The organism is Stutzerimonas stutzeri SDM-LAC (assembly GCF_000235745.1).
In the GTDB taxonomy this organism is placed as follows: Bacteria; Pseudomonadota; Gammaproteobacteria; order Pseudomonadales; family Pseudomonadaceae; genus Stutzerimonas; species Stutzerimonas stutzeri_H.
Genome location: NZ_AGSX01000083.1, coordinates 1 through 25,179 on the forward strand (window position 1 = coordinate 1; position 25,179 = coordinate 25,179).

Here is a 25,179-nt window from a genome sequence, read left to right on the forward strand (position 1 = left end):
TCGACGCGGGCATTCCGGTGTTCGGCGTTTGCCGCGGGTTTCAGGAAATGAACGTCGCCTTCGGCGGCAGCTTGCACCAGAAAGTCCACGAGGTCGGGCCCTATGCCGATCACCGCGAGCGCGCCGAGGATCCCGTCGAGGTGCAGTATGGTCTAAGCCATCCCTTGCACGTGCAACCGGGTGGTTTGCTGCAGCGTCTCGGATTGCCAGCGCGGATAGAGGTCAACTCGGTGCATGGCCAGGGTGTCGAGCGGCTCGGCGAGGGTTTGCGTATCGAGGCGTTGGCACCCGATGGGCTGATCGAAGCGTTTTCCGTCGAAGGCGCGCGCAGCTTCGCACTCGGCGTGCAGTGGCATCCGGAATGGAAGGTGCATGAGCATCCTTATTACCTGGCGTTGTTCCAGGGCTTTGCCCGGGCTTGCCAGGAACGCGCAGGACGGCGCTGAGCGCGGGCCGGCACGGCGCTCGTTTTCATTAATTTCTGAGGTCGATATGTCCAGCAAGCTCGACCAGCTCACCGGCTGGCTGAAAGAACGCAAGATTACCGAGGTGGAGTGCCTGATCAGCGACCTGACCGGCATTGCCCGCGGCAAGATCTCGCCCACCAACAAGTTCCTTGATGAAAAGGGCATGCGCCTGCCGGAGAGCGTGCTGCTGCAGACCGTGACCGGTGACTACGTCGAGGATGATATCTATTACGAGCTGCTCGATCCCGCCGACATCGACATGTTCTGCCGGCCTGATCCGGACGCGGTGTTTCTGGTGCCCTGGGCCATCGAGCCGACTGCGCAGGTCATCCACGACACCTACGACAAGATGGGCAATCCCATCGAGATCTCGCCGCGCAACATCCTCAAGCGCGTGTTGAAGATGTACGCAGACAAGGGTTGGCAGCCCATCGTCGCGCCGGAGATGGAGTTCTACCTGACCAAGCGCTGCGAAGACCCGGACCTGCCGTTCCAGCCGCCGATCGGGCGTTCAGGCCGGCAGGAGACGGGCCGGCAGTCGTTCTCCATCGACGCGGCCAACGAGTTCGACCCGCTGTTCGAAGACATGTACGACTGGTGCGAAGCCCAGGGGCTGGATCTGGATACGCTGATCCACGAGGAAGGCACGGCGCAGATGGAAATCAACTTCCGTCACGGCGAGGCGCTGCACCTGGCCGATCAGATCCTGGTATTCAAGCGCACCATGCGCGAGGCGGCGCTCAAGCACAACGTGGCGGCCACCTTCATGGCCAAGCCCATGACCGGCGAGCCGGGCAGCGCGATGCATCTGCACCAGAGCGTTGTGGACATCGAAACCGGGCGCAACATCTTTTCCAACAGCGACGGCACCATGAGCCAGCTGTTCCTGCACCACGTCGGTGGCCTGCAGAAATACATCCCCGAGCTGTTGCCGCTGTTTGCGCCAAACGTCAACTCGTTCCGCCGCTTCCTTCCGGACACCTCGGCGCCAGTCAACGTCGAATGGGGTGAGGAGAACCGCACCGTCGGCCTGCGGGTTCCAGACTCCGATCCGCAGAACCGCCGCGTCGAGAACCGCCTGCCGGGGGCCGATGCCAACCCGTACCTGGCCATCGCGGCCAGCCTGCTGTGCGGCTATATCGGCATGGTCGAGGAGCTGCGGCCGAGTCAGCCCGTCAAGGGCCGCGGCTATGAACGTCGCAACCTGCGCCTGCCGCTCACGCTCGAAGCGGCACTGGAACGTATGGAGAACTGCCGACCGCTGGAGAAGTACCTGAGCCCCAAGTTCATCACCGGCTACATCGCGGTCAAGCGCGCCGAGCAGGAGAACTACCACCGGGTCATCAGCTCGTGGGAGCGGGAATTCCTGATGCTCTCGGTGTAACGAACAGCCGTAGGGCGGATGACGCTTTTCTCATCCGCCGATAAAGCACACCAAATAGCTAAGAGGTGATTGATGAGCGATTCGCAAACCCTGCAGTGGCAAGCCCTGAGCCGCGACCATCACCTGCCGCCGTTCACCGACTTCAAGGCGCTCAACGCCAAGGGCACGCGCATCATCACGCGGGGCGAGGGCGTCTACCTCTGGGACAGCGAAGGCCACAAGATCCTTGATGCAATGGCCGGGCTCTGGTGCGTCAACCTCGGCTATGGTCGCGAGGAACTGGTCGAGGCAGCGACGCGGCAGATGCGCGAACTCCCTTACTACAACCTGTTTTTCCAGACCGCCCACCCGCCGGCGCTGGCATTGGCCAAAGCCATCGCCGAAATCGCGCCCGAGGGCATGAACCATGTGTTTTTCACCGGCTCCGGCTCGGAAGCCAACGACACCGTGCTGCGCATGGTTCGTCACTACTGGGCGATCAAGGGGCAGCCGCAGAAGAAAGTGGTGATCGGCCGCTGGAACGGCTATCACGGCTCGACCATCGCCGGTGCCAGCCTGGGCGGCATGAAGGCCATGCATGAGCAGGGCGACGGCCCGATCCCGGGCATTGAGCACATCGACCAGCCCTACTGGTTCGGTGAGGGCGGTGACCTTGAGCCGGAAGAGTTCGGCGTTCGCGTGGCGGAGCAACTGGAGCAGAAGATTCTTGAAGTCGGCGAAGACAAGGTCGCTGCTTTCATCGCTGAGCCCATCCAGGGCGCAGGCGGGGTGATCATTCCGCCGGACAGCTATTGGCCGAAGATTCGCGAGATTCTGGCCCGCTACGACATCCTGCTCGTAGCCGACGAAGTCATTTGCGGCTTCGGCCGTACCGGCGAATGGTTCGGCAGTGATTACTACGGCAATGCGCCGGACCTGATGCCGATCGCCAAGGGCCTGACGTCCGGTTATCTGCCCATGGGCGGCGTGGTGGTACGCGATGAAGTGGTGCACACCCTTAACGAAGGCGGCGAGTTCTATCACGGCTTCACCTACTCGGGGCATCCGGTGGCGGCCGCTGTGGCGCTGGAAAATATCCGCATCCTGCGCGAGGAAAAGATCGTCGAGCGGGTGAAAAGCAAGACGGCACCCTATTTGCAAACTCGTTGGCGCGAGCTGGTCGAGCACCCGCTGGTGGGTGAGGCCCGAGGCGTCGGCATGCTTGGCGCGCTGGAGCTGGTGAAGAACAAGAAGACCCGGGAGCGTTTCGCTGACCCAGGCGTGGGCATGCTCTGTCGTGAGCACTGCTTCCGTAACGGTCTGGTGATGCGCGCCGTGGGTGACACCATGATCATCTCGCCTCCGCTGGTGATCAACGAGGAACAGATCGACGAGCTGATCGGCAAGGTCAAGCTGTGCCTGGACGCGACCTTGAAGGATGCGCGAGGTTGAATGGCGCGGGTGCCGGCAGGATGCTACCGGCGCCCTATAGCGAGTTGAACGCGTGGCAAACGAAGCGCATGCAAGCTGTTGAAAAACTGCCATCGACCTTGCCAGACTGCGCGCGTGCTTTGGCCTGACCTACCGAGGGTGTGTCGATGCCGGCATAGCCATTAGCTGCACCAGACGCAACAGGACGGCATCGACGCCGGCCAGTGTGAGCTGCCCACAGCCCAACAGATGACTACAACAGGAGCTGCACGGATGAAAACCTTTGCCAAGACCCTACTTGCGATGACGCTGGCTGGCGCGGTCGCCGGCGCTGCGCAGGCCGAAGACAAGGTGCTGCACGTTTACAACTGGTCCGACTACATCGCCGAAGACACCTTGGAAAATTTCACCAAGGAAACCGGCATTAAAGTCGTCTACGACGTATTCGACAGCAATGAAGTGCTGGAAGCCAAACTGCTCGCCGGCAGCTCAGGGTATGACGTGGTCGTACCGTCCAACCCCTTCCTGGCGAAGCAGATCAAGGCCGGGGTGTTCCAGAAACTCGACAAGAGCAAGCTGCCAAACTGGGAGAATCTCGACAAGGACCTGCTCAAGGCGCTGCAGCCGAGCGACCCGGACAACCTGTACGCAGTGCCGTACATGTGGGGCACCATCGGCATCGGCTACAACCCGGAGAAGGTGAAGGCCGCATTGGGCGAAGACGCACCGGTCGATTCCTGGGATCTGGTGTTCAAGCCGGAGAACATGGAAAAGCTGAAATCCTGCGGTGTCTCATTCCTTGATTCGCCGACGGAAATCCTCCCGGCTGCACTGCATTACCTGGGCTACAAGCCGGACACCACCAACAAGGACGAGCTGAAGAAGGCCGAAGAACTGTTCATGCAGATCCGTCCGAACGTGGCGTATTTCCATTCTTCGAAGTACATCTCCGATCTGGCCAACGGCAACGTCTGCGTCGCCATCGGCTACTCCGGCGATATCTACCAGGCCAAGGCGCGTGCCGAAGAAGCTGGCAACGAGGTCACGGTCAAGTACAACATTCCAAAGGAAGGCGCAGGCACCTTCTTTGACATGCTGGCGATTCCGGCTGATGCGAGCAATGTCGACGAGGCCCATGTCTTCCTCAACTATCTGATGAAGCCTGAGGTGATGGCCAACATCACCAACTATGTGCAGTTCCCTAACGGCAACGCTGCGGCCACACCGCTGGTAGACGAAGCGATTCGTACCGACCCCGGCGTTTACCCGAGCCAGGCTGTGCTGCAGAAGCTCTATACCTTCCCGGACCTCGATCCGAAGACCCAGCGCACCATGACCCGCAGCTGGACCAAGATCAAATCCGGTCGTTGATCCAGGCGCCTCGCCAGGCGTGCTTGCGGGTCTGGTGAGGCTTCACAATCCCCTGTAAGCGGCGAAGTACGGACCCGCAACGCTGGCTTGCGGTCCGCTGTGGTGCCACCTTTTGGGCGTGACCGTCTCGTTTGTTGCGCCGTGCCAGTTGATTTTTAGAGGTTTTTCCAATAAATAGCCCGCCTTTCGCCCGCTGATCGCGCGGTCTGCACCAAGAGGACACTCTCATGCGTTCGACATTGAAGTCGCTTCTTATCGCCGCTGCGGTCAGCGGTGCTGCATCCGCCCAGGCTGCCACGGTGCATATCTACAACTGGTCCGATTACATCGGCGAAACAACGCTGGAAGAGTTCGAGAAAGAGACCGGCATCAAGCCGGTTTATGACGTTTTTGATTCAAACGAAACCCTTGAAGGCAAACTGCTCGCTGGCCGGACTGGCTATGACGTGGTGGTGCCTTCCAACCATTTCCTCGGCAAACAGATTCGCGCTGGCGCATTCCAGAAACTGGACAAGAGCAAGCTGCCCAACTGGGAACACCTGGATCCGGCGCTGCTCAAGCAGCTCGAGAAAAACGATCCGGGCAATGCCTATGCCGCGCCCTATCTTTGGGGCACCAATGGCATCGGTTACAACGTCGAAAAGGTCACCGCTGCGTTGGGCATCGAGAAGGTCGATTCCTGGGCGGTACTGTTCGAGCCGGAGAACGCCAAGAAGCTGGCCGGCTGCGGCATTGCCTTGCTCGACTCGCCTGATGAAATGATCCCGGCGATGCTCAACTACCTCGGCCTGGACCCCAACAGCACCGACCCGGACGATTACGCCAAGGCTGAAGCGAAACTGCTCGAAATACGCCCCTATGTTCGCTATTTCCATTCATCCAAGTACATTTCGGACCTGGCGAACGGCAACATCTGCATAGCCGCGGGCTTCTCCGGGGACGTCTTCCAGGCGGCGGCGCGCGCCGACGAAGCCGGCAAGGGCATCGAGATCGCCTATACGATTCCCAAAGAGGGCGGCAATCTCTGGTTCGACATGCTGGCCATCCCGGTCGACGCGCAGAATGTCGAGGAAGCTCATGCCTTCATCAACTATCTGCTCGAACCCGAGGTGATCGCGTCGGTGAGCGATTACGTGGGCTACGCCAACCCCAATCTCAAGGCGGGCGAGCTGATGGATCAGGAGGTTCGCAACGATCCGTCGGTCTATCCGCCGCAAGCGGTGCTGGATCGCCTGTACGTCTCGGCTGAGCTGCCACAGAAGATCATCCGCCTGATGACCCGTACCTGGACCAAGGTCAAGTCCGGTCAATAGCCACACCGGGCGACACGGATTGCTTCGGCGTCCGTGTTGCCCGCGCTCCATGACGTTTCCGGGTTGTCCGGGTCCATTATTTTCAATCGGGAGTTCGCGCATGGCCGTTGCCTCCAGCGCCTACAAAAAGGCCCTCACCGGTGAGAGCCAGAACAAGCAGGTGCTGCTGAAGATTGACCGCGTCACCAAGAAGTTCGATGAAACGGTGGCGGTCGATGATGTCTCGTTGAGCATTCACCAGGGCGAGATCTTCGCCCTGCTGGGCGGTTCCGGCTCGGGCAAGTCCACGTTACTGCGCATGCTGGCAGGCTTCGAACGACCCACCGAAGGGCGGATCTTCCTCGACGGCCAGGACATCACCGATATGCCGCCGTACGAGCGGCCGATCAACATGATGTTCCAGTCCTACGCGCTGTTCCCGCACATGACCGTAGCGCAGAACATTGCCTTCGGTTTGAAGCAGGACGGGCTGTCGAAGGACGAGGTACAGACCCGCGTCGACGAGATGCTCGCGCTGGTGCAGATGAGCCAGTACGCCAAGCGCAAACCGCACCAGCTGTCTGGTGGGCAGCGCCAGCGTGTGGCCCTGGCGCGCTCGCTGGCCAAGCGACCCAAGCTGCTTTTGCTAGACGAGCCCATGGGTGCGCTGGACAAGAAACTGCGCTCGCAGATGCAGCTGGAACTGGTGCAGATCATCGAGCGGGTCGGCGTGACCTGCGTGATGGTCACCCACGACCAGGAAGAGGCCATGACCATGGCCGAGCGCATCGCCATCATGCACCTGGGCTGGATCGCCCAGGTCGGTAGCCCGATGGATATCTACGAGACCCCAGCCAGTCGGTTGGTCTGCGAGTTCATCGGCAACGTCAACCTCTTCGACGGTGAACTCATCGAAGACCTGGAAGATCATGCGGTGATCGCCTGCCCAGGCCTGGAAAACCCGATCTACGTCGGCCACGGCATCAGCACGCGCGCCCAGGACAAGCAGATCACCTATGCGATACGCCCCGAAAAGCTGCTGATCGGCACTGAGCTGCCTGACCTGCAGCGGCCCGGCTACAACTGGGCCAAGGGCGTGGTATACGACATCGCCTATCTGGGCGGACATTCGGTTTATTACATCCAGATGCCGTCCGGCGGCATCCTCCAGGCATTCATGGCCAACGCCGAACGCCATGTGAAGCTGCCTACCTGGGAGCAGGAAGTGTTCGTCTACTGGTGGGACGACAGCGGCGTGGTGTTGCAGGCATGAGCCGCTCACGGCTGAACCCGGGGCGTCGACTGGTCATCGGCGTTCCCTTCCTCTGGTTGGCGCTGTTTTTCCTGCTGCCGTTCGTGATCGTGCTGAAGATCAGCTTCGCCGAAGCCGATGTGGCGATTCCGCCTTACACGGAGGTGTTTGCCTACGCCGAGCAGCAGCTGCAGATCATCATCAACCTGGGCAACTATGTGTTCCTCAGCGAAGACGATCTGTACTGGGCGGCCTACGCCGGCTCGCTGCGCATCGCCTTCTTCAGTACGCTGATCTGCCTCTTGGTCGGCTATCCGATGGCCTATGCCATCGCCCGGGCGCGCAAGGATCTGCAAACCGTGCTGCTGCTGCTGATCATGATGCCGACCTGGACGGCGATCCTGATCCGCGTCTACGCCTGGATGGGCATCCTCAGCAGCAACGGTATTCTGAACGGCCTTTTGCAGGGCCTGGGCCTGATCGACGAGCCGCTGCGTATCCTCAACACCGATCTCGCCGTCTACATCGGCGTGGTGTATTCCTACCTGCCGTTCATGATCCTGCCGCTCTACGCCAACCTGGTGAAGCATGACCTCAGCCTGCTGGAGGCCGCCTCGGACCTCGGTGCGCGCAACCTCACCAGTTTCTGGAAGATCACCGTGCCGCTGTCCAAGAACGGCATCATTGCCGGCTGCATGCTGGTATTCATTCCGGTGGTCGGCGAGTTCGTCATCCCCGAGCTGCTCGGCGGGCCGGAGACGCTGATGATCGGCAAGGTGCTGTGGCAGGAGTTCTTCAACAACCGCGACTGGCCGGTAGCGTCTGCACTGGCGGTGGTGATGCTGGCGATCCTGCTGGTGCCGATCATTCTGTTCAACCGTAACCAGACCAAGGAACTGGAGGGCAAGCTATGACTCACCTGAGCAGCTGGCTGCCCTGTTCAACCGGCTTTCCACCGGCAGGCATGACCAAGGATCTGGAGGGCAAGCTATGAAGCGTTACAGCTTTTCCAACCTGATCCTGGTGCTCGGGCTGTTTTTCATCTACCTGCCGATGGTGCTGCTGGTCATCTACTCCTTCAACGCCTCACGGCTGGTGACGGTGTGGGGTGGCTGGTCGCTGAAGTGGTATGTCGGGTTGCTGGACAACAGCCAGCTGATGGGCGCAGTCATGCGTTCGCTGGAGATCGCGTTCTACACCGCTATTGCTGCAGTGGCGCTGGGCACCATGGCCGCCTTCGTGCTGACGCGGATCCCCAACTTCCGCGGCCGCACCCTGTTTGGCGGTCTGGTCACGGCGCCGCTGGTGATGCCCGAGGTGATCACCGGTCTGTCCTTGCTGCTGTTGTTCGTGGCCATGGCGCAGCTGGTTGGCTGGCCTGCACAGCGGGGCATTGTCACCATCTGGATCGCCCACACCACCTTCTGCTCGGCCTATGTCGCGGTGGTGGTGATGGCGCGTCTGCGCGAGCTCGATCAGTCTATCGAGGAAGCGGCAATGGACCTGGGGGCCCGTCCCTGGAAGGTGTTCTTCCTGATCACCATGCCGATGATCGCGCCATCCCTGGCCGCCGGTGGCATGCTCTCGTTCGCCCTGTCGCTGGATGATCTGGTCCTGGCCAGCTTCGTCTCCGGCCCAGGCGCAACGACCCTGCCGATGGAGATTTTCTCGGCGGTGCGCCTGGGGGTGAAGCCGGAGATCAATGCAGTCGCCAGCCTGATCCTGCTGGTGGTGTCGCTGGCGACTTTCATTGCCTGGTACGTCGGCCGTCGCGCCGAGAAGCGCCGTGTGCGTGCGATGCGCCAGGCAATGGATGACAGCAATGCCAACCCGACCTGGCGTCAGCCGATCGACAGCCACAAGGTGATGACGCCGCCGTCGGCGCATAGCTGAAGGTTTGAGCAAAACGAAAGGGCGCATCGATGCGCCTTTTCGTTTCAGGTAGCGCGTCCGCAATTGCGCCAGAGCAGGGTGGATAACGCGAAGCTTATCCACCGTCGTGCCCTTCCGACGCCGAGTGCGCACTCACGGCCCGGTTGGCTGTTCTTCTACAACGGCTGTCGTCGCGTACAGGTGCCGATCTCGTTCAGGTCCGACAGCCCGACCCCATGCTGTGTTCGTCCTGTGGCTCGTCACATCCCGCACCACCATCCGGGCGCGGGCGCAGCCAGATCGGTGCCAGGTAGCGCAACGCCAGGCCAAACGCTATCAGCCAGCCGAGCCCTGCGAGCATGTTCAGGAGCGGCACCGGCGCGCCAGGCAGGCCGGCACTTGCGCGCAGCAGCGCGGCGAATACCAGCAGGCAGGTGGCAGTCGGCACCCAGCGCCGTTGATCCAGTGCATAGCCGCTGTGGGTACGGCCGGCGATGCACAACACGGCGAGAATCGATACGCCCATGGCCCCGAGCGTGAGCAAATGGCGCCCGGCGCTGCTGGCAAAACCGTCGGCGAGCAGCGAGACACCCAGCGCGCCATAGCCCAGCGCCATCAGCCAGTACACGCTGTAGAGCATCAGCGACCAGCGTTGCAGCAGCGCCCGGCCGATGTGCCAGTCATTGAGCAGGTTGAACAGGGCGGCGCTAGCCGCGAGGGCCAGCCAGCCGGTCAGCGGTGCGGGTAACGCCAGCCATTCGGCGAGGCTGAACAGGCTGATACAGAAGATCGCCAAGTTGCGCCGTGGCGGACGTGCCCGGTAGTCGTCGTCTACTTCGTGGCCGGCATCCCGGCGGGCCTGAATGGCATCGTTGAGGATGCGCATGGAGATTCGGCTCATGGCGACCACGATCAGCACCATCATCACGCCGATGCCAGCGTACAGCCAGCGCATCGGATACTGGCCGCTGACGCTTGCGATGTGAAAGCCGACGGTCACCAGCGCCAGCGCACTGAGCCCACCCAAGAAACCGTACTGTCGGCGCAATGGATCGCCCAGCAGGCGCGGTGCGAGCAGCACGGGCAATGCGATGGCGAAGGCGCTGTTGAACAGCGCCGCTGGCCATGGCCCGATAACCCCGGAGAGCCAGAAGCACAGTCGCGCGACCAGCCATAGGATGAGAAAACCCAGGCCGACGTGCCGACCGAATGCCGCAGTCGCAGTGAATTCCGGCACCGCGGTGAGGACGAAGCCCGCGACTGCCGCAAGCCCGAAGCCGAGCAACATTTCGTGAGCATGCCAGACCATCTGGCCACCCGGTACGCTTGGCAGCGGCAACCCGAACCCAAGAAAGCCCAGCCAGAGTGCGATGCTGGCCACGGCCAGCAGCACGGTAGAAAGAAACATCGGTCGGAAGCTGCATAACAGCAGCGGCCAGTCGGCAAGTCGCGGCGATAAGGTTTTCAGCATCGTGAGCGCGCTCTGCTGGCGGAGGGTAAGGGGGCCGCCTCGCGAATGGCGACCTTGGCGGCGCCAGGCAAGGTCTGCGGCACGCGGCTGGCCAGGCCGAAACTCTCTCTTACGGCCGGCAACTGCAGCAGCTCGGCGGTGTGTTGGTAGATCCAGGCATCGCTGCGCTGCGCGGCTGGCAGATCCAGCTCAAGGTGGCTGACGATCCGCCCCGGCGCCGCCGCCATGACCAGGATGCGGTCGGCCAGGCGTACGGCTTCCATCAGATCGTGGGTGATCATCAGCACGCCCATGCCGCGGGCGGCCTGCTCGGCCAGCAGCAGGGCATAGAGGTCTTCCTTGAGGCCGATATCCAGCGCGGCGAAGGGTTCATCAAGCAGCAGCAGGTCCGGCTGCAGCACCAGCGCCCGCGCCAGCGACACGCGGCTCTGCATGCCGCCGGAAAGCTGGTGCGGAAACTTGCCGAGATCGCCGGCGGCCAGGCCCAGGCGCAGGGCCAGGGTACGGGCCTGCTGCAGGCGTTGCTGCCGCGCCATGCCTGCCGCCTTGAGGCCCAGGGCGATGTTGTCGAGGGTGGTTTTCCACGGCAGCAGCCGCGGTTGCTGAAACATGCTGGCAGGGTTGCCGAAACCGTTGTCGATGCGTCCTTCCTGTACGTCCAGCAGTCCGGCACAGAGGTGCAGGAGGGTGGTCTTGCCGCAGCCGGAGGGGCCGACCAGAGCGACCACTTCGCCTGCCGCCAGGCTGAAGTCGATGCCGCTGAAGATCTCGTCGCGGCCGAAGGCGTGGGCCAGGCCGTGGATATGCAATTGCGTCATGAAGGCACCTCGCGCCAGCGCTCGACTTCGCGCTTGATCGGTTCCAGCAGCAGGTATTCCACCGCCAGCAACAGGCCGACAACGGCGGTGATCCAAGCCATGGTCGCGCTGGTATCCAGGTGCGAGCGCGACACCGCCAGGGCGGCACCGACGCCATCCTGGGTGGCCAGCAGTTCGGCCATCACCACGATCTTCCAGGCCATGGCGAGCGCGGTGATCCACGCGGGGAACAGGTAGGAGACGACGTGCGGTAGATAGACATCGAGCAACAGCATCCGCCGCGGCAGACGGAATGCCAGGGCCATGTCCTTGAGCTGGTTATCCAGCGTGCGGGTGCCTTGCAGTGCGCCGACGAACACCAGCGGGAAGCTGGCGATGAACACGGTGAACACCGGAGTGCCGTCGCTGGCGCCGAACCAGAGCATCGCCAGTACCAGCCAGGCGATTGGCGGCATGCCCATGAGCACGGTGACCAGCGGCCGCGCCATCATCGAGGCGGTCATGGAGACACCGGCGGCGAGCCCGAGCACGCTGCCGACTGCCACGGACAGGGCAAAGCCGAGCAGCGCCCGGCGACTGGTGGCCAGCAGCTCCGGCCAGGCGGCACCTTCATCGATCAGCTGGAGCAGGCGGGAAAAGGTCTCCAGCGGCGCCGGCAGCACCAGCGCGCCATAGTGACTGGCCACTGCCTCCCAGGCGGCCAGCAACAGAAACAGGCTGGCCAGCGCGCCCCAGCCGCTCCACAGATAGCCGGGCAGGCTGGTCAGCCAGCTGCGCAGGAGGCTCATGGCTGATCGCTGACTGGCGAGTAGAAGTCATCGGCCGGCAGCTTGCCGCCGATCAGCGCCGGATTCTTTTGCAACAGCAGCTCGAACAGATACTCCACTTCCGCCCGCGCCTCGGCGGCGGGCACGGCCTCCATCTGCGCCACGGCCAACGAATCGGTCACCGCTTCGGCGCTGAGCATCGGCAGATGCCTGGCGACCAGCTGGCCGCAGCGCTCGGCGTTGGCGCTGCACCATTGCAGCGAGTCGGCGTAGGCCTGGGCGATTCGCGCGGCGATTTGCGGCTGGTCTTTCACGCTGGCCATCAGCGCGATGCCAGCCTGCGGGATGCGTGCTTCGCGTTGCAACAGACGGCCCCATTCCTGTTGCAGGTCGACGCTGCGATACAGATCCGGCGCGACCAGTCCCAGCGGCCCTTCGCTGGCCTTGCGCAGGGCCATGGAGATGGCCGGCTCGGCGAGCAGGGCGTGGTCGGTACGGCGCATCAGCAATAGCTGCATGGCGTCGATGGGCGTGGCGACGTAGCGCAAACGCAGGTCCTTGCGCACATCGATGCCGGCACGCTCGGCCAGCAGGCCGAAGAGGATGTCCGGCATGTCGCCGCGGAACGGCATGGCGATTTCCTTGCCGCGCAGGTCGTCGAGGGTGCTCAGGCCCTGTTCGCGGGACACCAGCCAGAGCAGACCCCAGGTCGAAACGTTGAGCATGCGCAGCTTGGCGCCGCGGTTGTACAGGTTGGCGGTGACGTTGACCGGCATGGCCAGCACGTCCGCCTGCTGGTTCAGCGCCAGCAGGCGCAGTTGGTCGGGATCGCGCCAGCTGACGAATTCCACCTTGTCCGCCAGGTCGTCCAGTGCGCCGGATTCGACCATGTGGATCAGCGGATTCGATACCGACGAAGAAGGGCCGGCCAGGACCAGGCGCGGCAGCTTGTCCGCCAGTGCCGGTGTACCGGCCGCCAGCAGGATGACCATCAGCAGATGGCGGAGCATCAGAAGCTCCCGCTCAGCGCGACGGTGATGCCGCGCCCGGGTGCTTGCAGCTCGTTGCCGCTGATGCCGTCGGCCAGATGCTCGTGGTAGGCCTTGTCGAACAGGTTGCTCAGGCGCGTATCGAGGTTGGCGGTCTGCAGCACGCCGATCCTGCCGAAGCCCCAGCCGAGGCTGGCATCGGCGGTAACGAAGCCTGCGGTACGGTCCTCGCCACCGCGGGTGAACTCGGTCGCTACACGATCCTGCTCGGCGACGGCACGCAGCTGCGCATGCCAGTAGAGGCCGCGCTCGGCTGGCTGGCCGATGCCCAGGGTCAACTCGTGGGCTGGCATCTGGTGCAGTGGTTCGTCGTCCTGTTTGTTCTCGCCGCGCAGCCAGGTGAAGCTGCCGTCCACCACGAACGCGCCGACGCCCTTGCTGGCGCTACCTTCAAGGCCGTAGATCACCACCTTGTCGAGGTTCTCGGTGCGCTTGATCGGCAGCCCGTTGGGCGCGTTGGCGCCGGTTACACGGCCGGCGATGTAATCGTCGATGCGGGTGTGGAAGGCAGCCAGCTGATAGGTGAAATCGCCATCGTCGCCCTTGAGGCCGAGCTCGAAGCTGGTGGAGCGTTCGGCATCCAGCTGCGGGTTGCCGAGGTGGAAATAGCCGTCACCGCGGGGCGCGTCGTCGTAGCGCTCGCGCATGTCGGCGGCGCGGTAGGCCTGGCCGATGTTGGCGTAGAGGTTGAGGGTGTCTGTCAGCGGGTGCAGCACACCCAGCGACCACGACAGGTTATGGTCAGTGCTGTCCAGCCCGCTGGTTTTCAGCGACGGGCCGTTGCCCTTGACGCGGGCATCGGCGCTGATACGGTCGTAGCGGGCGCCAGCGGTGAACCGTGTCTGGCCGATATCGAACTCGTCCTGCAGGAACAGCCCGTAGGACTCGATTTCAGCGTTCTTGAAGGGGTCGTTGCGCTGGTTGTTGTTGAAAGTCGGCGGGCCATCCACGTAGCGCTCCGGGTCGCCGGTCATTTTCCAGCCGCCGACGCCCACCGTCAGCAGGTGATCGGCGATTGGCACCACCCAGTTCGAGCGCAGCCCATGGGTGATGAAGCTGACATCGTTGCGTACATAGTCGCGGTCGAGCCGCTCGGAGTAGGCGCGGATCTCGCGGTAGACCTCCTGCCGATAGAGCTCGGTGGTCAGAGTGCCGTCGCCCAGGCCGTTTTCCAGGCCGATCTGGAACAGCTCGCGCTGCTGTTCCGGCGAATGGATGGTCGCGGTGCCGAGCGGTACCGGAATGCCAGCGCCACCCGGCTGGCCACCGGTACGCGCCGAGCCGGGGTACCAGACGTCGCGGTCGGTGTGGCGCTGGACGTTCAGGTTGACGCTGACATCCTCGGCCAGGCGCTGCTTGTACTTGAACAGCAGGGTGTCGGAGCTGTAGCCAGTGTTCTCTTCGGTGCCGTTGGGGCTCTTGTAGTCGTTGACCTTGCGCCCGGCAACGCCCAGCACCAGGGCATGATCGGCGCTGGAGTCGCGCAGCAGCAGGGCACCGGTGAAGCCTTTATCGACGCTGCTGGCGCTGGTGGAGAAGCGGCCGCTGCGTTCGTCCTGTTCGGTGAAGCGTGCTTGCGGCGTGATCAGATTGACCACCCCACCCATGGCGCCGCTGCCGTAGAGCACCGAGCCCGGCCCCTTGACCACTTCGGCGCGCTCCAATAACCCGAGATCGAGCATGGATGCCAGCGAGCCTTGCGGCTGGCCGGAGTTGACCCGCACGCCGTCGACCATCAGCACCAGGCTTTCCTTCTTCATGCCGCGCAGCACCGGGTTCTGGCCCCAGGCGCCGTCGCTGTGCACGGCCAGGCCCGGCTTGCCGCGGAACAGGCTGCCGGCCGGCTCGGCCCCTTGCGCCGGTTGTGGCTGCAGCACTTCAATGGCCTGGGGAATGTCCTGCGCCGCGGCCTCGTAACCTTTGGCGGTGACGACGGTTTCCTGCAGCTCCAGCGGAGCAGCGAGGGCGGAGGTGGTGCTGACGGCCAGGCAGGCCAGGGCGAGTGGGTAAAGGCGGAGGATCATCGAACGGCTCCCGGATAATTCGTCGGTGGTGATTGCCGACTTGAATGGGAGCAATTCTCGTTTAGTTGATAATGACTATCGTTTGATTCCGATCAAGTTTGTTCATCGCAGCCATCACCGCTGCCAGTCGCAGAAACAAGCCACCGCCAGCGAATGGGTAGCGCGGACCTTGCGCCCGGCGAGCACCGCCTCGAGGATAGGCTCGACGAAGCTGTTGTCCGAACTGCACACCGCACCCTCGCTGTAAGGCCCGATATAGACCAGTTCGCCGCTCTGGTCCCAGATGCCTACAGCCGGGCTGGCCGGAAGTTGCTCGGCGCCGGCCAGATCGTCCAGCGGCTTCAGCGCAGCCAAAGGCGCCGGCAGGCGGCCTTTGCTGCCGGGCTTACGCACTTCGTAGAACTCGACCGGTTGTCCGGCGAAGCGCTTGAGCAACTCCTCCAGATGCTGTTGGTTGCCGACGTTGCACGGGCAGCTCGGGTCCCAGAAGTGGACGAAGCGCACCGGTCCAGGGCCCTGCAGTTCGGTTGGCAGGCGCAGCACCTCGCCGTAGAACAATTCTGTGCGCTCGTTCTCGAAGGTGCGCAGGTAGCGCGCCTCGAACCACCAGAAGGCGGCCAGCATGGCGATGCCCCAGAGCAGGGCAACGAGCGCTGCGATCAGATACTTGTTGCGTACGGACATGATGGCGCTCTTGGATGGATGCGCCAGCTTGCCACGTCGCGCTGCAGAGCTGAATATCGCACTTACCCCTAGCAAGAAAACCGTTCATGCCTTCGCGAATCGATCCCGACGCTCTCCGCGCGCAATTAAGCCCGCTTCGCCACGCAGCCGAGCTGACCGCCGATGCACGTTTCTATCAGACCTACTACGGGCTGGATCTGCCTCACCACCGGGGTATTCAGCGGCGCCTGGGGCGGTTTCAGGTACACGGTTATGAAGTGGTGGCGCAGAGTTGGTGCCCCGAGCAGCCGGTCGCGACACTGCTGATGTTTCACGGTTACTACGACCATATGGGCCTGTACCGACACGTGGTGGATTGGGGGTTGCGCATGGGCTTCGCCGTGCTCGCCTGCGACCTGCCGGGGCATGGGTTGTCCAGTGGGCCACGCGCCAGCATCAACGAATTCGACGAATACCAGGCGGTGTTGCAGGGCCTGTTGCATGAAGCTGCTGCGATGAATCTGCCGCGGCCGTGGCATCTGCTGGGCCAGAGCACCGGCGCTGCCATCGTGCTGGATTATCTGCTCTGTCAGCCGGTGCACCCCGCGCTGGGGCAGAGCATTCTGCTGGCGCCGCTGGTGCGGCCCCGCGCCTGGGGATGGTCACGCCTCAGTTATGAAGTGATGCGGCGCTTCGTCAAGCAGATTCCCCGAAGCTTCAGTGAAAATTCAGGCGATCCGGCGTTTCTCCAGTTCATCCAATCCAGCGATCCACTGCAGCCGGATATCTTGCCAACCGCATGGGTGGGCGCACTGTCGCGGTGGATTCAGCGCATCGAAGGCGCCCCGACCAGCCCGCTCAGTCCGTTGATTGTCCAGGGTGAGGCCGATATGACGGTCGACTGGCAACACAACCTGCCGGTCCTGCAAGACAAGTTCGCCGCCCCGGAAATCCTTCGGCTACCCACGGCGCGGCATCACCTGGTCAACGAACAGGAAGCCCTGCGTCGTGAATATTTCGGGTTTCTCAGCGAGCGGTTGAAATAGCCCGGCGCGCCGGCTGAGAGGCCGCTCAGGCCTGGATCTCGTTGCCGCTCAATCCCACGGCAAGCCCGGCACGCAGGGCTTGCAGCGCTGCGCTGTAGTAATGCTGGCCGGCTTCCGACTGGGCGAACTGGACGAACTCCTCCAGTTCGGCATCAGAGAGGTCGCGATAGATGTACAGCAGCGTGTTGTCCAGATCGCTTTCGACCTGCTGCTGCAGGCGCTCGCGCTGGCTGTTCAACAAACCCTGCGCCTGACCACCGCCGAGCAGGCCAGGAATCATCTGGCTGAGGCTATCGGCCGCGACGCCGGCCAGCGCCAGGCTGACCTCCGCACCCGCTTCGGCGGCCGGTATCGCCTGGGCAAGATGGCGGATCAGCAACTGCCGGTTGCTGCCGGCCTCGATGCGCGGGATGCCGTTTTCATATCGCGCCAATTGCTCACGGCGCCCAGCCAGCGTCTCGGCCGCGACCACCTTGTGGCCTAGTGGCGACTGAAAAAAATCCAGCGCCGGTTGCGGATTGGCGAGGTTCTCGCGCAGCGCCTGCTTGGCCCGCTGATCGATGGCATTGACCGCGAAACGGCGATTGCTGTTGGTCACCAGCGCCTGGTACACCGCCGGTGGCAGAGTGTTCTTGTAGCGCTGCTGGGCGACGGTCAGGGCATCGTTGAAGTTGGCGCGTTGTTCGGTCCAACCGGCGGTTTCGTACAGTTCGTCGTAGACGTCTGCGAGGGTGCTGCAGCTGAAGGCAAGTAATACACAAGCGATTAAAGCGCGCATGGAAGCTCCTGTTGGCGGGCAGTTTATTTTCAGCGCCCTGACGGCAGCTGTCGAGGCGCGAAAGCGCTGCTGCTAGACTCCGAAACAGTCCTTTCGGAGTCTCTTCCTTGCAGTTCGATCCCATCATTGACGACCTTGCCGAGCATGGCTGGTCGCTGCGTCATTCATTCCTGTCAGACGATCTGACCCTTGGTTTGGCAGCGGAGTGCCGCAAGCGCGAAGCACAAGGTGACCTGGCCCCGGCAGGTATCGGCCGCGGCGATGCGTTGATGGTTCGCGAAGGCATTCGGGGTGACCAGATCCAGTGGCTCGAACCGGGGCAGTCGCATTTGTGTGACAGCTACCTGGAGCTGATGGATGGGCTTCGTCAACGTCTGAACCAGACGCTGTTTCTTGGCCTGGAAGAGTTCGAATGCCATTTCGCCCTGTACCCGCCAGGTGCCTTCTACAAGACGCATCTGGATCGCTTCCGTGATGACGACAGCCGCTGCGTTACTGCGGTGGTCTACCTCAACCCGGACTGGCAACCGGCTGATGGCGGCGAGCTGCGCATGCATTTCGCTGACGGATCGCAGCGTGACATCCCGCCGCTTGCGGGAGATCTCCTGGTTTTCCTGTCCGGCGACTTTCCACATGAGGTGAAGGTTACGCACGCTGACCGGTTGTCGCTGACCGGCTGGTTCCGCCGTCGTCCGGTGGACGCGCTGGCACTGTAATCGGCTGCCGACACGAAAAGCCCGGCGCAAGGCCGGGCTGAAGTTCGAGTCGACTAAACGCCTGGACGTTACATCCCGAGCATCTCTGGCAGGGCCAACGAGATCCACGGCAGGTAGGTAATCAGTACCAGGAATGCCAGCATCATCGCCAGCCATGGCATTACAGCGCGAATCACCTGAGTCACCGGCATGCCCGTTACCGCCGAGGCAACGAACAGGTTCAGGCCCACCGGCGGCGTGATCAGACCGATCTCCATGTTGACCACCATGATGATGCCCAGGTGGATCGGGTCGATGCCCAGCTGTGTCGCAATCGGGAACAGGATCGGCGCCAGGATCAGGATGATCGCCGACGGCTCCATGAAGGCACCGGCCACCAGCAGCACGATGTTTACCACCAGCAGGAACATCCACGGTTGCAGTCCGGCTTCGAGCACCATGGCGGTGATCTGTTGCGGGATCTGCTCGGTGGTCAGTACATGCGCAAAGAGCATGGCGTTGGCGATGATGAACATCAGCATGATGGTCAGCTTGCCCGACTCCAGCAGCACCTTGGGGCAGTCACGAATCGTGATGTCCTTGTAGACGAACAGCGCGATGAAGGCCGAGTACACGGCGGCTACTGCTGCCGCTTCGGTCGGGGTGAACATGCCGGAATAGATCCCGCCGAGGATGATCACCATCAGCAGCAGGCCCCAGATGGCCTTGCGGGCGGAAGACAACCATTCGCGGAACGTCGCGCGCGGCAGCGCCGGCAGGTTCTTTTTCACGGCGATGATGTAGATGGCGATCATCAGCGCGAGACCCAGCAGCAGACCCGGCACGACACCCGCCATGAACAGCTTGCCCACCGAGGTCTCGGTGGCGGCGGCATAGACCACCATGACGATCGACGGCGGGATCAGGATGCCCAGCGTACCGGCGTTGCAGACGATGCCGGCGCCGAATGCCTGCGGGTAACCGGAGCGGACCATGCCGGCAATCGCGATGGAGCCAACCGCGGCTACCGTTGCCGGAGAGGAACCGGACAGCGCAGCAAACAGCATGCAGGCCAGTACGGCCGCGATGGCCAGGCCGCCGCGGATATGACCGACGCTGGCGTTGGCGAAATCGATGAGTCGCTTGGCGACGCCGCCGGTGGTCATGAATGCGCCAGCCAGCAGGAAGAATGGTATCGCCAGCAGCGTGTAGTGCTCGGACGTCTCGAACAGCTTGATCGCCAGCGAGGTGACCGAATCCGGGCTGAACAGCAGGATCGTCAACGAGCCGGCCAGACCGAGGGATACGGCCACCGGCACGCCGATGAACATCAGCGCGAAGAGCGCGACAAAGAGGAACAGAATGGTCATTTACTTCGGCTCCTCTGCGCCCAGTTTCGCGGCTTCGGCGGCTTCGTCTGCCAAGCCCAGGCCACTTTGTTCGTTACGCAGGATGCGCACGAAGATTTCGGCGAAACGGATAAAGACCATAGCGAATCCGATCGGCACGATCATGCCGATGTGCCATTGCTTTACACCGAAATGCCCGAGGTCTTCGGCACCGATATTTGCGGTGAACAGGGCCGAGATCCAGTTGAAGCTGGCGAATGCCAGCAGGCCCGCATAGCCGAGGCAGAACAGGCAGGCCACAAAGCCGATGTAGCGCTGGACGTGGCGTGGCGCCAGTTTCACCAGGGCGTCGATGCCAATATGGCCGGCGGTGCGTACGCCGTAGGCCAGGCCGGAGAAGATCAGCCAGGCGAACAGCGCCTTGGTCAGCGCCGTGCTCCATGTCATGGACTGCGCGAATCCAATTACGAAGTCGCCAATGCTGAAGAAGAAGTCCTCTGCTGCCGGATACGAATCCGCCAGGCTGTAGAACACGGTGTAAAGGTTGTTCAAGACCACGTAAACGAAGGTCACCAATGTCATGGCGGCCAGAAGGAAGGCGATAAACGCTTCTTCGAAGTGGTCCCAGACGCGCCAGAGGGCGTTCATGGATGACATCTCCTGATGGATTGCTGTGTTTCGGTGGGCGTACAGAACGTGCGCCATGGGCCGGTCGGGTAACCGGGTGACAGAGCAATGAAAAACTCTTGTTGTACAGGCAGCTGGCTCGGGATCACCGCGTCGTAGGTATTGCCTGGCTGGGTTGTCTTTTCACTGGTCTGTCGATGTGGCTGGTGTTGCTCTAGTCGGAACGCGGAGGGCAGCTTGTGGCTGCCCTCCGGCAAGGCTTACTTGGCCTTGTTGGCTTCTTCGGCGGCCTTGATCAGGTCGGCACCGATGTCGTTCTCGAACTTGCTCCAAACCGGCTTCATGGCTTCGCGCCACTTGGCACGCTCTTCCGGAGTCAGAACGAGGATTTCGGTAGTACCGGCAGCCAGGATGTCCTGCTTGGCTTTCTGGTTCAGGTCATCGGCCTGCTTGTTCACCTCAACGGTGACCTCGTCGATGATCTGGTCCAGCTCGGTGCGCACGTCTTCCGGCAGACCTTCCCAGAACTTGGTGTTGGTGATCAGCATGTAGTCGAGCAGACCGTGGTCGGACTCGGTGATGTGCTTCTGCACTTCATGCATTTTCTGCGAGTAGATGTTCGAGTAGGGGTTCTCGGCACCGTTTACAACGCCAGTCTGCAGGCCCTGATAGACCTCGGCGAAGCTCATCTTGCGCGGGTTGGCGCGCAGGGCCTTGAACTGCTCGTCCAGTACAGCGGAAGCCTGTACGCGGAACTTCAGACCACGGGCATCCTTCGGCTCACGCAGTTCCTTGTTGGCCGACAGCTGCTTCATGCCGTTGTGCCAGTAGGCCAGGCCGGTGATGTTCTTGTCTTCCATCGAGCTCAGCAGCTTCTGGCCGGCATCGCTCTGTTGGAAACGGTCAACCGCCTGGATGTTGTCGAACAGGAACGGCAGGTCGAACACCTGTACGCCCTTGGAGTAATGCTCGAACTTGGCCAGCGACGGCGCGATCAGCTGTACGTCGCCCAGCAGCAGTGCTTCCATTTCCTTGCCGTCGCCGAACAGGGACGAGTTCGGGTAAACCTGGACTTCTACCTTGCCGGGCAGACGCTCTTCAACGAGCTTCTTGAACATGATGGCACCCTGACCTTTCGGGGTGTTCTCGGCAACCACGTGGGAGAACTTGATCAGGATCGGGTCGGCGGCCTGAGCCAGGCTTGCCATACCGAGGGACAGAGCACAGGCGAGCGCGGTAGCAGTCAGCTTGAACATTGTTGTGTTTCCTCTTGTTGTGAATTGAGCCCCACGCTACGTGGCAGAGGGCTCGGCTGTAACCAGCAAGACAAGTCTAGGCGTCATTGAATAAATCGCTGGGCCGGACGACGACTCGGCTTGTCGGTCCATGGAATAGCGGGAGCAAGTGCTGTGCCAGAATGGCTGCCTGCTTCCCGTGACGCGGCAGTTTACTCGCATGATGGCAAAATACTGACGAATGTTTCTCAGCTAGTCCGCTCTAGCCTGCAAGTTCTACCGCCATCCACATGATATGGATGACGGGATTGAATGCAGCCACAAAGATGTTTCGGTAGCGTGTCTGCAGGCAGCGAAAAGGCAGATGTCCTGAATGTCGCCCAGGATTGGCGGAAAACCGCCAGCTATTCGCCATCATCAGGCGGGGTTCCGCCAGCATCATTGAACGCCAGGCCGTGCTTGCGCAGCTTGTCGTGCAGCGTCTTGCGTGGCAGGCCCAGGGCTTCGGCAACGCTGCGCAGCGAGCTATGAGGCCGCGCCAGTTCGGCTGCGATCAAGGCACGCTCGAAGGCCTCCACCTGCTCACCCAGCCCATTGGCTGCGCCGGCACCGCTGTCGTCGGCGGCGCGGGCGGGATCATCGAGCCCCAGCTCGAGACCCAGCGCGAAGCGTTCGGCGGTGTTTTGTAATTCCCGCACATTGCCTGGCCAGGCATGCCGAAGCAGCTGTGCGCGCTGCTCGGCACGCAGTTCACGGATCGGCAGGGCGTGGCGGTTGGCGGCGGTCTCGGCAAAATGCTGGAACAGGAACAACAGGTCCTCGCTGCGCTCGCGCAACGGCGGAATGCGCAGCGGCGCGACATTCAGGCGGTAGTAGAGGTCGGCACGGAAGCGGCCCTGGTCAGCGGCCTGGCGCAAATCCTCCTTGGTCGCAGCGATCACGCGGATATCCAGGGGGATCGATTGGTTACCACCCAGGCGCTCGACGACCCGCTCCTGCAGCATGCGCAGCAGCTTGACCTGCACATCCAGGCTCATGCTCTCGATCTCGTCGAGGAACAGGGTGCCGCCGTTGGCGAATTCGAACTTGCCGATGCGACGCTTCTGCGCGCCGGTAAAGGCTCCGGCTTCGTGGCCGAACAGCTCGCTTTCGACCACCGATTCGGCCAGCGCTCCGGCATTGATCGCAACGAACGGGCCGCTGCGGCGGCTGGAAAGGTCGTGCAGCGCACGGGCCACGACTTCTTTGCCAGCCCCGGTTTCGCCAAGAATCAACACATCGGCCTGGGTTCCGGCGAGCGCGCCGATCTGCTCACGAAGGCGCTGCATGGCGGCAGATTGGCCGAGCAGGCGGGTCGACAGCTGTTGGCGGTCGGCCAGGGCCAGCCGCAGGCTGCGGTTGTCCAGCACCAGTTGGCGCAGGGCAAGGGCGCGGCGCACGCTATCGAGCAGCGCCTCGCTGGGAAAGGGCTTTTCGAGAAAGTCATAGGCGCCGGCCCGCATGGCTTGAACCGCCAGCTGGATATCGCCATGGCCGGTAATCAGCAGAACCGGCAGCTCGCGGTCGATCGCCTGCAGTTGTTGTTGCAGCTCCAGGCCGTCGATGCCAGGCATGCGGATGTCGCTGACCACCACGCCGCCCCAGTCCGGGGGCAACATGCCCGGCAAGCCGCGCGCATCACTCAGGCTGAGCACCTTGAGCCCGGCGAGGTCGAGGGTCTGGCTCAGCGCCTTACGCAGATGCGGATCGTCATCGACCAGGATGACCTGAGTCTGCGGGTCGATCGGGTGGGTCATGCTAGTCCTCGCTCGGAAAGGCGACGCCGGGGTCGGCGCAGTGCAAATAGAGACTGATCTGTGCGCCGCCTTCGGGATGGTTGGCCAAGATCAGTTCACCGTCCAGGGCGCGGGCCAGGGTATCGCAGATAGCCAATCCCAAGCCCAACCCCTGAGCGCTGGTCTTGGTGGTGAAGAAGGGCTCGCGGGCACGTTGCATCGCCTCGTCGGAAAAACCCGGGCCGTTATCGCGCAAGGTCAGCAGCACACCCTCGTCCTGGCGCTCCGCGCGCAGCCAGATGCGCCGCACCGGCGGGCGCTCCACCAGGGCGTCCAGCGCGTTGCTCAAGAGGTTGGAGATGATCTGCCGCAGCCGCGTCTCGCCGGCCTGCACCCAGAGCGTGGCGTCGGGCAGGTCGCGAATCAGTTCGACGCCCATGGCCTGGCGTCGCTTGGCCAGCAATGCCAGCGCGTCATCCAGTGCCGGCTGCAGCGCGACGCGCTCGGGTGCATGGCGGTCGCGCCGGGCAAATGCGCGCAGATGAGCAATGATCGAGGCCATGCGTGCGGTCAGCTCGCTGATCAGCTTGAGGTTGTCGCGCGCCTCGTCGTTGCGCTGCTGGTCGAGCAGGACGCCAGCATTGTCGGCATAGCTGCGGATCGCCCCGAGCGGCTGATTGAGTTCATGGCTGATGCTGGCGGACATGGTGCCGAGCGCCGACAGCTTGCCGGCCTGCAACAGCTCATCCTGTGCACGAACCAGCTCTTGCTGGGCTTGCTCGCGCTCCAGGACCTCGTCCTTGAGCCGGCTGTTCAGGGCTTCGAGGTCCTGTGTCCGCTCCTGCACACGGCGTTCGAGCTGTTGGCGCGCCTTGGCATCCAGCGCAATACGCTCGAGGTAATGGCGGCGCCGTTGCATCAGCAAGCCAAGCAACAGCAGGAGCGCGGCGAGGGTGGCGGCGCCAATCGCGACGACCGTCTGCACGGGTCGCTCGACCAGGCTGATCGGCGCCAGGATGCGCACCGTCCAGCCGGTTTCCTTGAGTTCACGGCTCTGGATCAGCCAGGTATCGATATCGAGTGTCAGATCCCGCGGTTCGAGCGTGGGGTAGGGGCGGTCGGAGGCAATCTGCTCACGCTCCTCGGCATCCAGCGCGCGGCTGGCGCGGAACCGCCATTCCGGCTTGGAGGTAAGAATCACCACGCCAAAACCGTCGGTCACCATCAGTTGCTCGGGCGTGCTGCCCCATAGTGTCTCGGTATGGTCCAGGTCCACCTTGACCACCAGTACCCCAAGGGTTTCGTCGCCATCGCGTACCGCAGCGCCGAAATAGTAGCCGCGCTTGCCAGACGTGGTGCCGAGGCCGAAGAAGCGACCCAGCTCGCCGGCCATCGCCTCTCGGAAATAGGGTCTGAAGGCAAAATTGCGGCTGACGAAGCTGTCTTCCTCGCTCCAGTTCGACGCGGCCAGCGTATTGCCGTCAGGCGCCATCAGATAGATCACATCGGCGCCGGTTTCCTTGCGCAGTTGGTCCAGCAGGCGGTTGGCCTGGTCCTTGGCGGCTGGGTTGTCAGGCTGGCGCAGCGCCGTGCGCAGGGTCGGCAGATCGCCGAGGATGCGCGGCAGCACTTCATAACGGCGCAATGAGCCAAGCAGGTTGGCGACATAGAGGTCGAGGGTCTGGCGGTTCTGCTCGATCAGCTCATTGCTGTAATAACGCTCCGCCAGTTGTTGCAGCGGCCACAGCAGCGGCGCCAGCAACAGCGCAACCAGCGCAAGGTTGCGCCAGCGAGGACGGCGGGGGGAATCGGGTGAGCTCATGCAGATGCGCCT

22 protein-coding genes are annotated in these 25,179 nt (G+C 62.8%); 10 read left to right on the plus strand and 12 right to left on the minus strand.

What is annotated here, in order from left to right:
- From PSTU_RS0109525 to PSTU_RS0109565, 8 genes are all read left to right on the plus strand, one after another.
- A partial coding sequence (locus PSTU_RS0109525; RefSeq protein WP_019340806.1) for a gamma-glutamyl-gamma-aminobutyrate hydrolase family protein occupies positions 1–446 on the plus strand: 446 nt, incomplete at its 5' end.
- Positions 447–492: 46 nt separating this feature from the next.
- Positions 493–1,851 carry a glutamine synthetase family protein gene (locus PSTU_RS0109530; protein WP_019340807.1) on the plus strand — a complete coding sequence of 453 codons (1,359 nt, stop codon included), beginning with the start codon at positions 493–495 and terminating at the stop codon, positions 1,849–1,851.
- 72 nt (positions 1,852–1,923) lie between these two features.
- A complete protein-coding gene (locus tag PSTU_RS0109535; protein WP_019340808.1) occupies positions 1,924–3,282 on the plus strand; it encodes an aspartate aminotransferase family protein in 1,359 nt (452 codons plus the stop codon).
- Positions 3,283–3,534: 252 nt separating this feature from the next.
- Positions 3,535–4,632, plus strand: a complete 1,098-nt coding sequence (locus PSTU_RS0109540) for a polyamine ABC transporter substrate-binding protein (RefSeq protein WP_019340809.1) — start codon at positions 3,535–3,537, stop codon at positions 4,630–4,632.
- Between the two features lie 227 nt (positions 4,633–4,859).
- Positions 4,860–5,945, plus strand: coding sequence for a polyamine ABC transporter substrate-binding protein (locus PSTU_RS0109545; RefSeq protein ID WP_019340810.1), 1,086 nt, complete (start codon positions 4,860–4,862; stop codon positions 5,943–5,945).
- Positions 5,946–6,045: 100 nt separating this feature from the next.
- Positions 6,046–7,197, plus strand: coding sequence for a polyamine ABC transporter ATP-binding protein (gene potA, locus PSTU_RS0109550; RefSeq protein WP_019340811.1), 1,152 nt, complete (start codon positions 6,046–6,048; stop codon positions 7,195–7,197).
- Positions 7,194–8,090 (plus strand): ABC transporter permease subunit, encoded by an 897-nt coding sequence (locus PSTU_RS0109555; protein ID WP_019340812.1) that lies wholly within the window; start codon positions 7,194–7,196, stop codon positions 8,088–8,090. The genes potA and PSTU_RS0109555 overlap by 4 nt, the downstream gene beginning before the upstream one ends.
- A 76-nt stretch (positions 8,091–8,166) precedes the next feature.
- On the plus strand, positions 8,167–9,069 hold the full coding sequence (locus tag PSTU_RS0109565) for an ABC transporter permease subunit (RefSeq protein ID WP_019340813.1): 903 nt from the start codon (positions 8,167–8,169) through the stop codon (positions 9,067–9,069).
- A 193-nt stretch (positions 9,070–9,262) separates the two neighbouring features.
- On the opposite strand, the gene PSTU_RS0109570 is transcribed toward PSTU_RS0109565, so the two are convergent.
- The 6 genes from PSTU_RS0109570 to PSTU_RS0109595 all read right to left on the minus strand — a co-directional run bounded on the left by PSTU_RS0109570 (position 9,263) and on the right by PSTU_RS0109595 (position 15,861).
- Positions 9,263–10,519, minus strand: coding sequence for an NnrS family protein (locus PSTU_RS0109570; protein WP_019340814.1), 1,257 nt, complete (start codon positions 10,517–10,519; stop codon positions 9,263–9,265).
- Positions 10,513–11,337 (minus strand): ABC transporter ATP-binding protein, encoded by an 825-nt coding sequence (locus PSTU_RS0109575; protein ID WP_019340815.1) that lies wholly within the window; start codon positions 11,335–11,337, stop codon positions 10,513–10,515. Before PSTU_RS0109575 ends, PSTU_RS0109570 begins: the two co-directional genes overlap by 7 nt.
- Positions 11,334–12,125 (minus strand): ABC transporter permease, encoded by a 792-nt coding sequence (locus tag PSTU_RS0109580; protein ID WP_019340816.1) that lies wholly within the window; start codon positions 12,123–12,125, stop codon positions 11,334–11,336. The genes PSTU_RS0109575 and PSTU_RS0109580 overlap by 4 nt, the downstream gene beginning before the upstream one ends.
- Positions 12,122–13,114 carry an ABC transporter substrate-binding protein gene (locus tag PSTU_RS0109585; protein WP_019340817.1) on the minus strand — a complete coding sequence of 331 codons (993 nt, stop codon included), beginning with the start codon at positions 13,112–13,114 and terminating at the stop codon, positions 12,122–12,124. Before PSTU_RS0109585 ends, PSTU_RS0109580 begins: the two co-directional genes overlap by 4 nt.
- The gene (locus PSTU_RS0109590; protein WP_019340818.1) at positions 13,114–15,177 is read right to left on the minus strand and encodes a TonB-dependent receptor plug domain-containing protein; all 2,064 of its coding nucleotides are present in this window, start codon (positions 15,175–15,177) and stop codon (positions 13,114–13,116) included. The genes PSTU_RS0109585 and PSTU_RS0109590 overlap by 1 nt, the downstream gene beginning before the upstream one ends.
- A gap of 114 nt (positions 15,178–15,291) precedes the next feature.
- Positions 15,292–15,861 (minus strand): DUF6436 domain-containing protein, encoded by a 570-nt coding sequence (locus tag PSTU_RS0109595; RefSeq protein WP_019340819.1) that lies wholly within the window; start codon positions 15,859–15,861, stop codon positions 15,292–15,294.
- An 86-nt stretch (positions 15,862–15,947) separates the two neighbouring features.
- Here PSTU_RS0109595 and PSTU_RS0109600 point away from each other — a divergent pair, with 86 nt between their 5' ends.
- Positions 15,948–16,886, plus strand: a complete 939-nt coding sequence (locus PSTU_RS0109600) for an alpha/beta hydrolase (RefSeq protein ID WP_019340820.1) — start codon at positions 15,948–15,950, stop codon at positions 16,884–16,886.
- A 25-nt stretch (positions 16,887–16,911) separates the two neighbouring features.
- Here the strand turns inward: PSTU_RS0109600 and PSTU_RS0109605 are convergent, their stop codons facing one another.
- Positions 16,912–17,664, minus strand: coding sequence for a hypothetical protein (locus tag PSTU_RS0109605; protein WP_019340821.1), 753 nt, complete (start codon positions 17,662–17,664; stop codon positions 16,912–16,914).
- Between the two features lie 107 nt (positions 17,665–17,771).
- Here PSTU_RS0109605 and PSTU_RS0109610 point away from each other — a divergent pair, with 107 nt between their 5' ends.
- A complete protein-coding gene (locus PSTU_RS0109610) occupies positions 17,772–18,380 on the plus strand; it encodes a 2OG-Fe(II) oxygenase (RefSeq protein WP_019340822.1) in 609 nt (202 codons plus the stop codon).
- A 68-nt stretch (positions 18,381–18,448) separates the two neighbouring features.
- On the opposite strand, the gene dctM is transcribed toward PSTU_RS0109610, so the two are convergent.
- The 5 genes from dctM to PSTU_RS0109635 form a co-directional block, all read right to left on the minus strand.
- Positions 18,449–19,729, minus strand: a complete 1,281-nt coding sequence (dctM, locus tag PSTU_RS0109615) for a C4-dicarboxylate TRAP transporter large permease protein DctM (RefSeq protein WP_019340823.1) — start codon at positions 19,727–19,729, stop codon at positions 18,449–18,451.
- Positions 19,730–20,356, minus strand: coding sequence for a TRAP transporter small permease (locus PSTU_RS0109620; protein WP_019340824.1), 627 nt, complete (start codon positions 20,354–20,356; stop codon positions 19,730–19,732).
- A gap of 239 nt (positions 20,357–20,595) precedes the next feature.
- On the minus strand, positions 20,596–21,591 hold the full coding sequence (gene dctP, locus PSTU_RS0109625) for a C4-dicarboxylate TRAP substrate-binding protein DctP (RefSeq protein WP_019340825.1): 996 nt from the start codon (positions 21,589–21,591) through the stop codon (positions 20,596–20,598).
- Between the two features lie 383 nt (positions 21,592–21,974).
- Positions 21,975–23,366: a sigma-54-dependent transcriptional regulator gene (locus tag PSTU_RS0109630; protein WP_019340826.1), complete on the minus strand. Its 1,392-nt coding sequence runs from the start codon at positions 23,364–23,366 to the stop codon at positions 21,975–21,977.
- A 1-nt stretch (position 23,367) separates the two neighbouring features.
- On the minus strand, positions 23,368–25,167 hold the full coding sequence (locus tag PSTU_RS0109635; protein WP_019340827.1) for a sensor histidine kinase: 1,800 nt from the start codon (positions 25,165–25,167) through the stop codon (positions 23,368–23,370).
- Between the last annotated feature and the right edge of the window lie 12 nt (positions 25,168–25,179).

What these genes read in the sequence shown, in the direction of transcription:
- PSTU_RS0109530 (WP_019340807.1), top strand. Translation starts at nt 493, where the DNA reads ATGTCCAGCAAGCTCGACCAGCTCACCGGCTGGCTGAAAGAACGCAAG.
- PSTU_RS0109535 (WP_019340808.1), top strand. Translation starts at nt 1,924, where the DNA reads ATGAGCGATTCGCAAACCCTGCAGTGGCAAGCCCTGAGCCGCGACCAT.
- PSTU_RS0109540 (WP_019340809.1), top strand. Translation starts at nt 3,535, where the DNA reads ATGAAAACCTTTGCCAAGACCCTACTTGCGATGACGCTGGCTGGCGCG.
- PSTU_RS0109545 (WP_019340810.1), top strand. Translation starts at nt 4,860, where the DNA reads ATGCGTTCGACATTGAAGTCGCTTCTTATCGCCGCTGCGGTCAGCGGT.
- potA (WP_019340811.1), top strand. Translation starts at nt 6,046, where the DNA reads ATGGCCGTTGCCTCCAGCGCCTACAAAAAGGCCCTCACCGGTGAGAGC.
- PSTU_RS0109555 (WP_019340812.1), top strand. Translation starts at nt 7,194, where the DNA reads ATGAGCCGCTCACGGCTGAACCCGGGGCGTCGACTGGTCATCGGCGTT.
- PSTU_RS0109565 (WP_019340813.1), top strand. Translation starts at nt 8,167, where the DNA reads ATGAAGCGTTACAGCTTTTCCAACCTGATCCTGGTGCTCGGGCTGTTT.
- PSTU_RS0109570 (WP_019340814.1), bottom strand. Translation starts at nt 10,519, where the DNA reads ATGCTGAAAACCTTATCGCCGCGACTTGCCGACTGGCCGCTGCTGTTA.
- PSTU_RS0109575 (WP_019340815.1), bottom strand. Translation starts at nt 11,337, where the DNA reads ATGACGCAATTGCATATCCACGGCCTGGCCCACGCCTTCGGCCGCGAC.
- PSTU_RS0109580 (WP_019340816.1), bottom strand. Translation starts at nt 12,125, where the DNA reads ATGAGCCTCCTGCGCAGCTGGCTGACCAGCCTGCCCGGCTATCTGTGG.
- PSTU_RS0109585 (WP_019340817.1), bottom strand. Translation starts at nt 13,114, where the DNA reads ATGCTCCGCCATCTGCTGATGGTCATCCTGCTGGCGGCCGGTACACCG.
- PSTU_RS0109590 (WP_019340818.1), bottom strand. Translation starts at nt 15,177, where the DNA reads ATGATCCTCCGCCTTTACCCACTCGCCCTGGCCTGCCTGGCCGTCAGC.
- PSTU_RS0109595 (WP_019340819.1), bottom strand. Translation starts at nt 15,861, where the DNA reads ATGTCCGTACGCAACAAGTATCTGATCGCAGCGCTCGTTGCCCTGCTC.
- PSTU_RS0109600 (WP_019340820.1), top strand. Translation starts at nt 15,948, where the DNA reads ATGCCTTCGCGAATCGATCCCGACGCTCTCCGCGCGCAATTAAGCCCG.
- PSTU_RS0109605 (WP_019340821.1), bottom strand. Translation starts at nt 17,664, where the DNA reads ATGCGCGCTTTAATCGCTTGTGTATTACTTGCCTTCAGCTGCAGCACC.
- dctM (WP_019340823.1), bottom strand. Translation starts at nt 19,729, where the DNA reads ATGACCATTCTGTTCCTCTTTGTCGCGCTCTTCGCGCTGATGTTCATC.
- PSTU_RS0109620 (WP_019340824.1), bottom strand. Translation starts at nt 20,356, where the DNA reads ATGAACGCCCTCTGGCGCGTCTGGGACCACTTCGAAGAAGCGTTTATC.
- dctP (WP_019340825.1), bottom strand. Translation starts at nt 21,591, where the DNA reads ATGTTCAAGCTGACTGCTACCGCGCTCGCCTGTGCTCTGTCCCTCGGT.
- PSTU_RS0109630 (WP_019340826.1), bottom strand. Translation starts at nt 23,366, where the DNA reads ATGACCCACCCGATCGACCCGCAGACTCAGGTCATCCTGGTCGATGAC.
- PSTU_RS0109635 (WP_019340827.1), bottom strand. Translation starts at nt 25,167, where the DNA reads ATGAGCTCACCCGATTCCCCCCGCCGTCCTCGCTGGCGCAACCTTGCG.